Here is a 12,995-nt window from a genome sequence, read left to right on the forward strand (position 1 = left end):
AGGTGACGGCCGGATCCTCAGCTCTTGCGGCCCACCCCGCCGTAGAAGCCGATCCTGCCGAGCTCCTCATCGGACAGCGGCGGACCCTCAGGGCGCCACAGCGGCACCTGCACCAGCCCGGGTTCCAGCAGCTCGAACCCGTCGAAGAACGGCAGGATGTGGGCGTACGAGCGGGTGTTCAGCGTGGCCGTGGCGCTCTGGTAGACCTGCACGGCGGTGGGGAAGCCGTCGGGGTGGAAGTCCGCGGTGCCGTGGGACAGTACGAGATGGCTGCCCGCGGGCAGCGCCTCGGCCAGCGTCGCGACGATCCGGCCCGGCTCCTCCTCGTCCCTGACGAAGTGGAGTACGGCGACGAGCAGTAGCGCCACCGGCTCGTCGAAATCGATGACCTTGCGGATCCCCGGGTGTTCCAGGACCGACTCCGGCTTGCGGACGTCGGCCAGGGCGAAACTCGTATTGCTGGTGCCGGTCAGCCGCGCGCCCGCGTGCGACGCGACGATGGGGTCGTTGTCGACGTAGGCCACCCGGACGTCCGGGGAGACCGCCTGCGCGACCTCGTGGGTGTTGGGTGAGGTGGGGATGCCCGTGCCGATGTCGACGACCTGCCGGATCCCGCTCTCCACCACGAACTTGACGGCCCGTCGGAGGAACGCGCGGTTCGCCTGCGCGGTGGGCCGTATCTCCGGAATCTCCCCGATGACGCGCTCGGCGGCCGCGCGGTCGACCTCGTAGTTGTCCCGCCCGCCCAGGTAGTAGTCGTACATCCGGGCGGGGTGCGGCCTGCTGGTGTCTATCTCTTCAGCGGAGAAGCCGTGGTCGGTCACGACGGTCTCCCTTCGGTGGTCGTGGTGCTGGAGGTGGCCATGGCTGTCAGGCGAGCAGGAAGTCGGCCTCGCCGGCCTTCGCGCCCTGGATGAACGTCTTGATCTCGTGGTGGGTGTAGATCAGGGCGGGACCGTCGGGGTCGGTGGACTGACGCAGTGCCACGCGTCCGTCGCTCAGCTTCATGGCTTCGAGACAGCTTCCCCCGTTGCCGCCGCTCCACGGCTTGCGCCAGCCCTCGGTGCCGAGGTCCTTGGCAGGCATGCCGTTGTATATGCGACCCATCTATCAGAACTCCTTGCGAATGCCACCGAGGTATCCCTCTGTGGTGTGTGCCGGCGCGGCTTGCGCGCACATCCGGTCCAGTGCCTCCAGGAATGCCGAGACGTCGTCGCGCTGGTCGAGGTAGACGCCGCCCACGAGGCTCTCGGTGTAGGCGATGTCCGGCAGTTCCTGGATCGGAAACCGGAAGATGTGGAAGGGCCCGTACATCGCGGGGTGCGGGCCCGCGGCGAACGGCATGATCTGCAGCCGGACGTTCGGCATCGAGGTGGCCTCGATCAGCCGGTCCACCTGCTCCCGCATGACGGCGGGTCCCCCGATGGGCCGGCGCATGACGGTTTCGTCCATGACGACCCACAAAAGCGGCGCGTCCTGCTTGGTCAGCACCGCCTGGCGTTCGATACGCAGGGCGACGCCGCGCTCGATCTCGTCGTCCGGGGCGTGCGGCTTGCCTGCGCGGAGCACGGCCCGGGCGTAGGCCTGAGTCTGCAGCAACCCCGGGACGTAGTGCGGCTCGTAGGCGCGTATGAGGTTGGCCTCGCCCTCCAGCGCCACGAACGCGCTGAACCACTCGGGCAGTACGTCCCGGAAGCGGTGCCACCAGCCGCGCCGATTCGCCTGCCGGGCCAGCGAGAGGAAGTCCTCGAGCTCCTCCTGCGCGGTGACGCCGTACGTCCTGAGCAGCTTCTCGACGTACGGGATCTTCAGGCCGACCTCGGCCTTCTCCATCCTGCGGATGGTGGCGTGGGTGACGTCGAGGGCCCGGCCCGCGTCCTCGTACGACAGTCCCGCCCTCTCGCGAAGGTCCTGCAGGCGCTTGCCGAGCACCACACGCAGGACGGTCGGGGCGCCGCCGGACCGCGTATCCGCCACTACCCATCCCCTCCAACTGCCGTCACAGCACGAAAGTGTGGCATGCCGTCACCTGAGGCAACAGGCTGTCCTTGAAACTCTGCAATTTGCAGATTGAACCTTGCCATACGTCAGTCACGACCCGCATAGTTACGGAGTGGCTTCCTTCCAAGACGCTCTCCGATTAGCGGACCGGGGTGACTTCGTTGCCGTGGACCGTCGGAACGCGTTCCAGTTGCCGGCGCTGCGCACCTCCGCCGCCGAGGCGCGGCGCCGCGTGCTGGCGCAGCTGCGCGAGTGGGGTGCGAACGGGGAGACGCTGGACGGTGCCGAGTTGGTGATCTCGGAACTGTTCACCAACGCCGTATGCCACACGGACAGTGACGCCATAGGCTGTGAACTGCAGCTTGTCGGGTCGCTGTTGAGGATGGAAGTGGTTGACGAGGGGTGGGCGTCGACGGCGCCGCACCCGGGGCCCGGCGACCTCGACGGCGAGGGCGGGCGCGGCCTGCTGTTGGTCGATGCCCTGTCGGAGGCGTGGGGCGTACGACCGGCGGCCGGCGGCTGCGGGCATGTCGTCTGGGCCGAGCTGCGGTACGGGCCCGCGAACGACCGCTAGGGGCGCTCGCGGCGATTTTCCCGTCCCTTGCCGCTGGGGGCACCTCCCAGCGGTCGTGGGGGAGTTCGGTGCACCGCCCTTCCGCCCTAGAGCGGGAGCAGGTCCGGCCGCTTCGGCTCGACGCCGTCCCCCGAGGACTCGCCGCGCAGCCGCCGCCCGATCCAGGGGACGAGGTGTTCGCGCGCCCACTGGACGTTGTCCTGGATGTTGTCCCGGCGCACCGCGGAGGCCGGGCGCTCCGGCTGCGGCGGCCAGGGCTGGTCAGGGTCGGCGGGCACGTCGAGGCCGAGGACCTGGGCGGCCCGCAGCGCGACCCGGGTGTGCCCGTCGGGCGACAGGTGGAGCCGGTCGGGGTCCCAGGCGCGCCGGTCCTGCACCGAGCGCAGCGACCAGAGGTCGAGCACCGGGCACGCGTACCGGTCGGCGATGGCCCGTACATGTGCGGTGTAGGTGGCGATCTTGCCCCGGAGGTGGCGGAGCACGGGCACGCCGCGGGTGTCGAACCCGGTGGTCACCATGACGACGGGGACCGCGTTCGTCAGGTCCGCGACCGCGGCCTCGAACCGCTCGGCCACGTCGTCGGGGTCGCTGCCCGGCCTGATGATGTCGTTGCCGCCGGCACAGAAGGTCACGAGGTCGGGGCCGAGCTCCTTGGCGCGGGGCACCTGCTCGGCGACGATCCTGTCGAGCAGCCGGCCGCGGATCGCAAGGTTGGCGTAGCGGAAGTCACCGTCGGGCCGGTGATCGGAGAGGAGTACGGCGAGGCGGTCGGCCCAGCCGATGAAGGTGCCGTCGGGCCCGGGGTCGCCCACACCCTCGGTGAAGCTGTCCCCGACCGCCGTGTACGACCCGATTGCGCCACTGGTGATTGATGTCGAATCGTCTGCCACGGCAGCACATACTTCCGCCCCGGTAGTGACTTACGCCACCGTAACCAGGTGTTGACGAGGCGTGATTTAAACCACCGGGTCAATTGCTGTCACCCCGGAATAGAGCGGCCGGGTCATGATGATTGCCCAGTGAACCTGTTGTCGTATCGTCGACATGTCACTGAGTCGGCAGCGAGAGCCGACGCCAGGACACCCGCACAGAGGAGCGCCCGTGACGCAGACGCCGCAGGTCCCGCAGCCCCCGTCGACCGAGCCCGAGCTGTCGGGGGTTCGCAACTTCCGCGACGTCGGCGGGCTGCCGACCGAGGACGGCAGGCTGTTGCGGACCGGCGTGCTCTTCCGCAGCGGCCATCTCGCGCACGCGACCCCGGAGGACGCCGCGTTCCTGTCCTCACTCGGCCTGCACACGATCTTCGACTTCCGCAATTCGGCCGACATGGCCCTCGAAGGCCCGGACGTCGACCTGCCGGGCGTACGGCATGTGAACCTTCCGCTCACCGACCCCGCGCAGGGTGCGGACTTCTGGCGGATGGTGCGCGACGGCAAGGTCTCACAGCTGCGGGAGGCGCTCGCGGACGGCAAGGCGGCCCAACGGATGACAGCCACGTACCGGCACATCATCCGCACCCGCACCGCCGAGCAGGGCCAGGTGCTGCACGCGCTCGCCGACCACAGCGTCCCCGCGCTGATGCACTGCGCGGCCGGGAAGGACCGCGCGGGGCTGTCCATCGCCGTGACCCTGCTGGCGCTCGGCGTCGAGCGGGACGCCATCGAGGCCGACTACCTGGCGAGCAACGCCACCCACCGCCGCTACCGGGTGCGCCGCGGCAACGAGACGGAGGCCGAGATGTCCGCCGAGGTCAGGGGGTTGCTGAGCCCGCTCTTCGACGCCCGAGCCGAGTACCTGGCGGCCGCCTTCGCGACCATCGACGAGATGTGGGGGTCGGTCGACGCCTACCTCACGGAGGGGCTGGCGTTCGGCCCGGAGCATCGCGAGCGGCTGCGCGCCCGGCTCCTCGACGGCTCGGCCTGAGCGCCGCGCTCCAAGGCCAGCGGGGGGCGGGTCAGCGCAGGGCGACGGCCTGCTTGACGAGCGTGCGGCCGAAATCCCAGATCAGGCCGCCTCCGCTGTGGGCGTCATCCATGACCTGCGTAAACGCGCCGACGAAACGGTCGACCTCCCGCTCTCCGATGATCAGCGGCGGGATCAGCTTGATCACCTCGAGGTGGTCCCCGGAGACCTGCGTCAGGATCCGGTGCCGCTGCAGCAGCGGCACCACCACCATCTGCGCGAAGAGTCCCTTACGAGCTGCCTGGAGCATCGCCCAGCGGCTGCGCAGGCCCAGTGACGTGGGCCTGCCGAACTCGATGCCGATCATCAGGCCGCGGCCGCGTACGTCGTGCAGCAGCTCGTAGCGGTCCACGAGCTCGGCGAGCCGGGATCTCAGCAGATCCCCGGTGAGCCGGGCGTTGGCGGTGATCTGCTCGTCCTCCATCACCGCGAGGGTGGCGAGCCCGGCCGCCATCGCCTGGGCGTTGGCACCGAAGCTCGCGGAGTGCACCAGCACCCGGTCCATGGACGAGTACACCTTCTTGAAGATCCAGTCCTTGCCGAGCGTCGCCCCGACCGGGACGTAGCCGCCCGACAGCGACTTCGCGACACACACCAGGTCCGGTTCGACGCCCTCCTCGTGCTGGTAGGCGAAGAAGTCCCCGGTCCGGCCGAGGCCCGTCTGCACCTCGTCGGCGATCAGCAGCGCCTTGTGGCGGCGCAGCAGGTTCTGTGCGGCACGCAGGAAGCCGGGCGGCGCGGCGTGTACGCCCTTGCCCTGGATCGGCTCGATGATCAGCGCGGCGACGTCGCCGCGCCCCAGCTCCCGCTCGAGCGCGGCCAGATCGCCCAGGTCGACCGGCGTGTCGGGCAGCAGCGGCTCGAAGCCGGAGCGGAAGCCGTCCTCGCCGTTGACCGACAGCGAACCGGTGGTCAGCCCGTGGAAGGCGTGCGTGCAGTAGAGGACGCGCGGCCGGCCCGTGGCGTAGCGGGCGAACTTGAGCGCGGTCTCGACCGCCTCCGCCCCGCTGTTCCCGAAGAACACCCGGTCCAGGTGCGGGACATGCGCCAGCAGCCGCTCGGCGAGGAGACCGGGCAGCGGCTGGCAGTCGAAGCGGACGAGGTCGGCGAGGGAGGCGTCGAGGACGTCGTGCAGCGCCTTGCGTACGACCGGGTGGTGGCGGCCGAGCCCCATCACCCCGAACCCCGCCAGCATGTCGAGGTAGTCCTGCCCGTCCGTGTCCCAGAAGTACGCGCCCTCGGCCCGCTCGTAGACCTTGTCGAAGCCGATGGTGTGCAGCATGCGCGGCAGCTGATGGTTGAGGTGCCGGGTATGCAGCTCGTAGCGCTCGGCTCCGCGTTCCGCCAGCAGCTTCCCCAGGTCGAAGCCCAACGCCGTGGAACTCCCGGCCTCTCGGGACACGCCGGGCCCTCCGGACTCGCCCGAGCCGGCGGACTCAGTGGGGTGGGCGGACGTCATGCGCGGTTCTCCTCACGGACGAGGGTGCCTCCCCGCGGGCCAGGGCGGCGCTGATCCGGCCCGCGATCTCGGCCGGGGTGAGCCCGATGTCGGCCAGCACCTCGCTCCGCTTGGCGTGGGCGAGGAACTGCTCGGGGATGCCGAAGGTGCGTACGGGCAGGTCCACGTCGGCGTCGCGCAGCGCCTGGGCGACGGCGGCGCCGACGCCGCCGTTGCGGCTGTTGTCCTCGACGACCGCTACGAGGCGGTGCTGCTCGGCCAGTTCGGTCAGCACGGGGTCGACCGGCTTGACCCAGCGCGGGTCCACGACCGTGCAGCCGGTGCCGCGCGCCGCGAGCAGCTCCGCGACCTGCAGGCATACGGGCGCCAGGACGCCGACGGAGACGAGCAGCACGTCCGTCCCGGCGCCGGCGTCGCCGTCCCGGTGGAGCACGTCCGTGCCGCCGATCCGCTCCACGGCCGGAACCGGCTCGCCGACTTCGCTCTTGGGGAAGCGGACGACGGTCGGCGCGTCGTCCACATCCACGGCCTCGCGCAGCTGGGCGCGGAGCTGGTCGGCGTCGCGCGGCGCGGCGATCCGCAGCCCGGGCACCACCTGGAGGACCGACATGTCCCACATGCCGTTGTGGGAGGCGCCGTCGGTGCCGGTGATCCCGGCCCGGTCCAGGACGAAGGTGACCCCGCACTGGTGCAGGGCCACGTCCATCAGGAGCTGGTCGAAGGCGCGGTTGAGGAAGGTCGCGTAGACGGCCACGACCGGGTGCAGACCGCCGGTGGCCAGGCCCGCGGCCGAGACCGCCGCGTGCTGCTCCGCGATACCCACGTCCCATACGCGGTCGGGGTACGCGGCGGCGAACTCGGTGAGCCCGACGGGGTGCAGCATCGCGGCGGTGATGGCCACGACGTCGGGCCGCTCGGCCCCGATCCGCACCAGCTCGTCGCCGAAGACAGACGTCCACGACGGGCCGCCGGGCGCGGACAGCGGCTCGCAGGTGAGCGGGTCCATCACCCCGACCGTGTGGAAGCGGTCGGCGTCGTCCTCCAGGGCGGGCGCGTAGCCGCGGCCCTTCTCCGTGCGGCAGTGGATGAGGACGGGTCCCGTGAAGCGCTTCGCGCGGCGCAGGGCGGACTCGACGGCGGCGACGTCGTGGCCGTCGATGGGGCCGACGTACTTCAGGCCCAGGTCCTCGAACATCCCCTGGGGCGCGAAGGCGTCCTTGAAGCCCTTCTTCGCGCCGTGCAGCGACCCGTACAGCGGCTGTCCGACCACCGGCGTGTTCTGCAGCACCTCCTTGCCCCAGGCGAGGAAGCGCTCGTAGCCGTCGGTGGTACGGAGAGTGGCGAGGTGGTAGGCGAGGCCGCCGATCGTGGGGGCGTACGAGCGCTCGTTGTCGTTGACGACGATGACGAGCGGGCGGTCCTTGGCGGCGGCGATGTTGTTCAGCGCCTCCCAGGCCATGCCGCCGGTCAGGGCGCCGTCGCCGATCACCGCGACGACGTGGTCGCGCCTGCCCAGGACCTGGTTGGCCTTGGCGAGGCCGTCGGCCCAGCCGAGGACGGTCGAGGCGTGGCTGTTCTCGATGACGTCGTGCTCGGACTCCTCGCGCGAGGGATAGCCGGAGAGACCCCCCTTGCCGCGGAGCTTGGAGAAGTCCTGACGGCCCGTGAGCAGCTTGTGGACGTAACTCTGGTGCCCGGTGTCCCACAGGATGCGGTCGGCGGGCGAGTCGAAGACCCGGTGCAGGGCGATCGTCAGCTCGACGACGCCGAGGTTGGGCCCCAGGTGGCCGCCGGTCTTCGCCACGGCCTGGATCAGGAACTGCCGGATGTCCTCGGCCAGTTCGTCGAGCAGCTCTTCGGGAAGCGCTTTGAGGTCACGCGGTTCCCTGATGTTGTCCAACAACGACACTCCGGGCCCCCTCTGTGTTTCTGTGCCTGTTCAGCCCAGCTTGCTCAGCCCAGCTCGTTCAGCCCACGCTCACGCCGGGCGCGGCCGTCACCCGCGGTTCCCGGTGACCGTCTCCCGTGCCGCGCGCAGGGACTCCTTGAGCGACCCCATGGTGGCGAGCACGGCCGTCGGCTCGTATCCGCAGTGCGCCATGCAGTTCGCGCAGCGATCGTCCTTCCCGCGCCCGTACGCGTCCCAGTCGGTCTCCTCGATCAGCTGCTTGTACGTGGGCACATACCCGTCGGCCATCAGGTAGCAGGGCCGCTGCCAGCCGAAGAGCGAATAGTTGGGAATCGCCCACGCGGTGCACGGGAAGTCCGCCTTGCCCTCGAGGAAGTCCAGGAAGAGCGGGCTGTGGTTGAGCCGCCAGCGCCGCCGGTTGCCGCCCGCGAAGGACTTCTTGAACAGCTCCCGGGTCTGCTCCACACCCAGGAAGTGCTCCTGGTCGGGGGCTTTCTCATAAGCGTAGGCAGGCGAGATCATCATCTGGTCCACGCGCAGGTCGTCGTTGAGGTAGTTGAGCACCTCGATGACGGTCTGCGGGGTGTCGGTGTTGAAGAACGTCGAATTGGTGGTGACCCGGAAGCCGCGCCGCTTGGCCTCCTGGATGGCCGCCACCGCCTCGTCGAACACGCCCTCCTTGGCGACCGACTCGTCATGCCGCTCTCGCAGCCCGTCGATGTGCACGGCGAAAGCGAAGTACGGCGACGGCTGGAATTTATCGATCTTCTTACGCAGCAGCAGCGCATTCGTGCAAAGGAACACGTACTTCCGCCGGGCCACGAGCTGCCGGGCGATTTCGTCGATCTGCGGGTGCATCAGGGGCTCGCCGCCCGCGATCGAAACCATCGGCGCGCCGGACTCCAGCACCGCACCGACCGCCTGCGCGACCGGCATGCGCTGCTTGAGCACGCCGGCCGGGTGCTGGATCTTGCCGCATCCCTCGCACTTCAGATTGCAGGCGTACAGCGGTTCGAGCTCGACGATCAGGGGGAACTTCTCGCGACGCCGGAGCCTCTGTTCAAGGAGATACGTCCCGACCCTGATGGTCTGGCGGAGCGGCATGGCCATCTGGCTCACCTCCTGGGGAGCAGTAAAGAACGGTGCCATTCGAAGAAAGCCGGAAGGACAGCGCGCAGGACTCGGAAAGCTGATATTCCACCGCGCAGTGTCCCGATTCGGACGAGCTCATGCTCTGGAGCGTCCACGACCACCCGTACGGCCGCAACCGGGCGGGGCCCGGCGCGCACGGCGCTGCGGAGCGTGGCCGCGGACTCCATGTCGACGGCGATGGCGCCGGTGGCGCGCAATTCGGCCCGCTCAGCACCGCGCACCACGTGGCCGGAGCCGGTGAGCGGCCCGGTGTGGATGGCGCGGCCGGGGCGGCCCGGGCGGTTCGCGACGAGCTCCGCGAGCGCCGCGGCGAGCACATCGGTGCCGGTGCAGACGGTACGACCCGCCGCGTCGCGGGTCTCGTCGGCGACGACCAGGTCCCCGGGGTGCATCCCGGGTGCGAGGCCCGCGCAGAAGCCGGTGGCGATCACCGCCGCGTCCGAGGCCGAGGGATCGTCACCGAGCGCACGGGCCATGGCCCGCTCGGCGGCCTGCGGGCCCATGCCCGTACGCAGGATGGTCACGGGCCCCGGCGCGGCGCCGCTGCGCAGGGCCAGCCGCTCGATGCCGAGCGCGCAGGCGATCAGCAGCGGTGCCGTGCGGGCCGGCGCGCCGGGGGCGTCCGCCATCAGGCCCCCTGCGGGTGTCTGAGCAGATCCGGCTCGCCGTGGACGTACCGGCCCAGTGCCGTGAGCGGGAACACGTGCCGGTAGAGGTGGTAGTTGATCGAGAAGTCCCAGGGGAAGCCGGTGCCGGTGAAGTACGGCTCGTCCCAGGTGCCGTCCTCGGTCTGCGTCTGCGCGAGCCAGCTCACCCCCCGCTGCACGGCCTTGCCGTCCCGCTCCCCCGCCGCCAGCAGGGCGAGCAGCGCCCACCCGGTCTGCGACGCGGTGGAGGCGCCGCGCCCGATCCACTCGGGGTCGGGGTACGAGCGCTGGTCCTCGCCCCAGCCGCCGTCGTCGTTCTGGACGCTCTCCAGCCAGGCGACGGCGCGGCGGATCCCGGGGTGCGAGGCGGGGATCCCGGCGGCCACGAGCGCGGGGACGACCGACCCCGTGCCGTACACGTAGTTGGTGCCCCAGCGGCCGAACCAGGCGCCGCAGTCCTCCTGCTCCGCGAGCAGCCATGCGACACCGCGCCGGGTGCGGCTGTCGTGCGCCCTGCCCTCGGCCGCGAGCATCTCCACGACGTGCGCGGTGACGTCGGCGGACGGCGGGTCGATGACCTCGCCGAAGTCGCAGAACGGCAGCCGGTCGGGAAAGGAGCTGGTGTTGTCGACGTCGAAGGCGCCCCAGGCGCCGTTCTTCGACTGCATGCCGAGATTCCAGCGCACGCCCCGCCCGACCGCGGCGTCGACCCGCCCGGGGTCCGGGTGCCGTACACGGCGCAGCGCCAGAACGACTTCCGCGGTGTCATCGATGTCGGGGTAGTTGTCGTTGTGGAACTCGAACGCCCAGCCGCCCGGGGGCAGCCCCGGCCGCCGTACGGACCAGTCCCCCGGCCGTACGATCTGCTCGCCGAGCATCCAGTCCGCGGCCTTGACCAGGGCCGGGTGGTCGGGGCGCAGCCCTGCGTCCGCGAGCGCGATCGTGGCGAGGCAGGTGTCCCAGACCGGTGACTGGCAGGCCTCGATCATGCGGCTGCCGTCCTCGGGCCACACGGCGAACCGGTCGAGCGATTCGAGGCCCGCGCGGAGCACGGGGTGCTGGAGGTCGTAGCCCATCAGGTGGAGAGCGATGATCGAGTAGACGGCCGGGGGCTGGATGCCGCCCCAGCAGCCGTCGTTCTCCTGCCGCTCGACGATCCAGCGGGCGGCCGACCGCATCGCCGCCTTGCGCAGCCCGGGGATCGCCACCTTGTGGTACGCGTGCAGGGCCCGGTCGAGCCGCTGGAAGACGCCGTCCCAGGTGGTGGCGAGGGCCTTGCGGCGCGGGGGATTGGGGCGCGCGGAATCCAATGAGGCGCGCAGCGCCTTCGAATGAGGGTGGCGGTGGGCGACGGGCGGGAGCAGTTCGTCGAGGGGGAACGGAGCGGGCCGTACAGGGCGCTTGGCGGAGACGACGGTGAGCGGCACGATGGTCTGCCGCGCCCAGCAGCCGAAGTCGTAGATGTTGAGCGGGAACCACTTCGGGAAGTAGATGAGCTCGGGCGGCAGCTCGGGCAGCTCCTCCCACTTCCACCAGCCGAAGAGCGCGAGCCAGATGCGGGTGAAGACCCGGGAGGCGGCGATGCCGCCCTGGGCGCGGACCCAGGCGGAGGCGGCCGCCATGTGCGGCGCGTCGGGCGCGTCCCCGGCGAGCCGGAGCGCGACGTACGCCTCGATGGTGGTGGAGAGCTCGCCGGGCCCGCCGTGGAAGGTGGCCCAGGTGCCGTCCTCGCGCTGCTCGGAGCGGATGAAGCGGGCGGCGGCCTGGGTGGTCCTCTCGTCCCTGATGCCGAGGAACTGACGGAGCAGCAGGTCTTCGGCGTCCATGGTGACGTTGGTCTCCAGGTCGCCCTTCCACCAGCCCTCGGCGTCCTGCCGACCGAGCAGGTGCTCGACCGCCCGGGCGGTCGCCCGCTCGGCGGCGGCCTGCGTGCCGGGGGCCTCCTCGGGCGGTCCCGAGGGCTCACGGACCGGTGCGGGCACTTCTGCCGTGGCGGCCGCGTGCTCCTGAGGCGGTACCGCCCCGCCGCTGCCGCCGGTCGTCGCTGTCATGGCTTCCCCTCCGTGCAGTGGTTCCTCTGCTGTGCTGGGGCTTGCCGTCGGCCGGGCCCGTCCGTCAATCCGTGGAGGTCGTACGGGCTTCCGGCCGGCGACTGCGAGCTATATGACGTGGCCGCCCATCATCGCTCTCGCACGACCACGAAGTCCGCGAGCGCCACCAACTGCTCCCGGACGTGTCCTGGGATCTCCACCCGGCTCAGCGCCTCGATGGCGGTGGTGTGCTGGCGGCGGGCCTCGCTGGAGGTCCACTCGCGGCCGCCCGCCTCCTCGATCAGCGCCGCGCGGGTGGCGAAGGCGTGCTCGTCGAAGTTGGACAGATCGTGGCTCTTGGCGTCCCTGGCGAGGAGTTCGGCGAGCCGCTCCGACGCGGGCCCGCCGGCGGCCAGCGCGGCCACGACCGGGAGGGACTTCTTGCGCTGCCGCAGGTCACTCCAGGTCTGCTTGCCGGTGGCCTCCGGGTCGCCCCAGATGCCGAGCAGGTCGTCGACGGCCTGGAAGGCCAGGCCGAGGTGGTACCCGTACGCCTCGAGCGTGTCGGCCAGGTCATCGTCCGCGCCGCCGAGGACCGCGCCGATGGAGCAGGCACAGGCCAGCAGGGCGCCGGTCTTGTTGCCCTCCATCTCCAGGCACTCCTCGACGCTGACCCGCTCCCGGTGCTCGTAACTGATGTCCTGGGCCTGACCGTCGATCAGCTTGCGGGTGGCGGTGGTGAGCCGGCGTGTCGCCCTGCCCGCCGCGACGGTGCCGAGCTCCAGCAGGATCTCGTTGGCGAGGGCGAAGAGGGCGTCGCCGACGAGGATGGCCTGGGCGGCGCCGTGCACCTTCCACACGGTGTCGCGGTGCCTGCGCTGCTCGTCACCGTCCATCAGGTCGTCGTGCAGCAGCGAGAAGTTGTGCACCAGCTCGACCGCGACGGCGCCGGGGATACCGACCTCGGGCGGGGCGCCCGCGGCCTCGGCGGACAGCAGGGCGAGGGCGGGGCGCACCGCCTTGCCGCCGTCCGCGGCGGAGGGGCGTCCCTCCGCGTCGATCCAGCCGAAGTGGTAGGCGGCCACGGTGTCCATGGGCGGGGCGAGCCGGTCCACGGCGGCGCGGAGCACCGGCGTGGCGAGCGTCCGTCCGCGCTCCAGCAGCGCCGCGACGCCCGCGGTGTCCTTGGCCGGGTCTTGCGAAGACACGGTCTCTCCTCTGTGTCCTGTGGTCGTGCTGGTGTTGCTCGTGGTGCTCATCG

General features: G+C 70.9%; 12 protein-coding genes. 2 read left to right on the forward strand and 10 right to left on the reverse strand.

Annotation, left to right across the window (positions count from 1 at the left end):
• Positions 1–17: 17 nt before the first annotated feature.
• The 3 genes from ACTWQC_RS26985 to ACTWQC_RS26995 are packed head-to-tail and all read right to left on the reverse strand — an operon-like array spanning position 18 to position 1,977.
• Complete coding sequence (locus ACTWQC_RS26985) at positions 18–824, reverse strand: SAM-dependent methyltransferase (RefSeq protein ID WP_443318406.1); 807 nt, start codon at positions 822–824, stop codon at positions 18–20.
• Positions 825–870: 46 nt separating this feature from the next.
• Positions 871–1,107, reverse strand: a complete 237-nt coding sequence (locus tag ACTWQC_RS26990) for a DUF397 domain-containing protein (protein ID WP_443318407.1) — start codon at positions 1,105–1,107, stop codon at positions 871–873.
• A 3-nt stretch (positions 1,108–1,110) separates the two neighbouring features.
• Positions 1,111–1,977, reverse strand: a complete 867-nt coding sequence (locus ACTWQC_RS26995) for a helix-turn-helix domain-containing protein (protein ID WP_443318408.1) — start codon at positions 1,975–1,977, stop codon at positions 1,111–1,113.
• A gap of 190 nt (positions 1,978–2,167) precedes the next feature.
• Here ACTWQC_RS26995 and ACTWQC_RS27000 point away from each other — a divergent pair, with 190 nt between their 5' ends.
• Positions 2,168–2,575, forward strand: coding sequence for an ATP-binding protein (locus tag ACTWQC_RS27000; RefSeq protein ID WP_443318409.1), 408 nt, complete (start codon positions 2,168–2,170; stop codon positions 2,573–2,575).
• An 86-nt stretch (positions 2,576–2,661) separates the two neighbouring features.
• On the opposite strand, the gene ACTWQC_RS27005 is transcribed toward ACTWQC_RS27000, so the two are convergent.
• Positions 2,662–3,465: an SGNH/GDSL hydrolase family protein gene (locus ACTWQC_RS27005; RefSeq protein WP_443318410.1), complete on the reverse strand. Its 804-nt coding sequence runs from the start codon at positions 3,463–3,465 to the stop codon at positions 2,662–2,664.
• Positions 3,466–3,676: 211 nt separating this feature from the next.
• Between ACTWQC_RS27005 and ACTWQC_RS27010 the strand changes: the two genes are divergently transcribed.
• Complete coding sequence (locus ACTWQC_RS27010; RefSeq protein ID WP_443318411.1) at positions 3,677–4,498, forward strand: tyrosine-protein phosphatase; 822 nt, start codon at positions 3,677–3,679, stop codon at positions 4,496–4,498.
• A 31-nt stretch (positions 4,499–4,529) separates the two neighbouring features.
• Here ACTWQC_RS27010 and ACTWQC_RS27015 read toward each other — a convergent pair whose 3' ends face one another.
• The 6 genes from ACTWQC_RS27015 to ACTWQC_RS27040 form a co-directional block, all read right to left on the reverse strand.
• A complete protein-coding gene (locus ACTWQC_RS27015) occupies positions 4,530–5,996 on the reverse strand; it encodes an aspartate aminotransferase family protein (RefSeq protein ID WP_443318412.1) in 1,467 nt (488 codons plus the stop codon).
• The gene (dxs, locus tag ACTWQC_RS27020) at positions 5,974–7,905 is read right to left on the reverse strand and encodes a 1-deoxy-D-xylulose-5-phosphate synthase (protein WP_443318413.1); all 1,932 of its coding nucleotides are present in this window, start codon (positions 7,903–7,905) and stop codon (positions 5,974–5,976) included. Before dxs ends, ACTWQC_RS27015 begins: the two co-directional genes overlap by 23 nt.
• 87 nt (positions 7,906–7,992) lie before the next feature.
• A complete protein-coding gene (hpnH, locus tag ACTWQC_RS27025) occupies positions 7,993–9,015 on the reverse strand; it encodes an adenosyl-hopene transferase HpnH (RefSeq protein ID WP_443318414.1) in 1,023 nt (340 codons plus the stop codon).
• A gap of 5 nt (positions 9,016–9,020) precedes the next feature.
• Complete coding sequence (locus ACTWQC_RS27030; protein ID WP_443318415.1) at positions 9,021–9,686, reverse strand: phosphorylase family protein; 666 nt, start codon at positions 9,684–9,686, stop codon at positions 9,021–9,023.
• Positions 9,686–11,755 carry a squalene--hopene cyclase gene (gene shc / locus ACTWQC_RS27035; RefSeq protein WP_443318416.1) on the reverse strand — a complete coding sequence of 690 codons (2,070 nt, stop codon included), beginning with the start codon at positions 11,753–11,755 and terminating at the stop codon, positions 9,686–9,688. Before shc ends, ACTWQC_RS27030 begins: the two co-directional genes overlap by 1 nt.
• Before the next feature lie 128 nt (positions 11,756–11,883).
• On the reverse strand, positions 11,884–12,993 hold the full coding sequence (locus ACTWQC_RS27040; RefSeq protein ID WP_443318470.1) for a polyprenyl synthetase family protein: 1,110 nt from the start codon (positions 12,991–12,993) through the stop codon (positions 11,884–11,886).
• Positions 12,994–12,995: the final 2 nt, after the last annotated feature.

The organism is Streptomyces sp. 8N616 (assembly GCF_052246385.1).
GTDB lineage: Bacteria > Actinomycetota > Actinomycetes > Streptomycetales > Streptomycetaceae > Streptomyces.

Coding starts and splice junctions, on each gene's coding strand:
- ACTWQC_RS26990 (WP_443318407.1), bottom strand. CDS start 1,107: ATGGGTCGCATATACAACGGCATGCCTGCCAAGGACCTCGGCACCGAG.
- ACTWQC_RS27015 (WP_443318412.1), bottom strand. CDS start 5,996: ATGACGTCCGCCCACCCCACTGAGTCCGCCGGCTCGGGCGAGTCCGGA.
- hpnH (WP_443318414.1), bottom strand. CDS start 9,015: ATGGCCATGCCGCTCCGCCAGACCATCAGGGTCGGGACGTATCTCCTT.
- ACTWQC_RS27030 (WP_443318415.1), bottom strand. CDS start 9,686: ATGGCGGACGCCCCCGGCGCGCCGGCCCGCACGGCACCGCTGCTGATC.
- shc (WP_443318416.1), bottom strand. CDS start 11,755: ATGACAGCGACGACCGGCGGCAGCGGCGGGGCGGTACCGCCTCAGGAG.
- ACTWQC_RS27040 (WP_443318470.1), bottom strand. CDS start 12,993: ATGAGCACCACGAGCAACACCAGCACGACCACAGGACACAGAGGAGAG.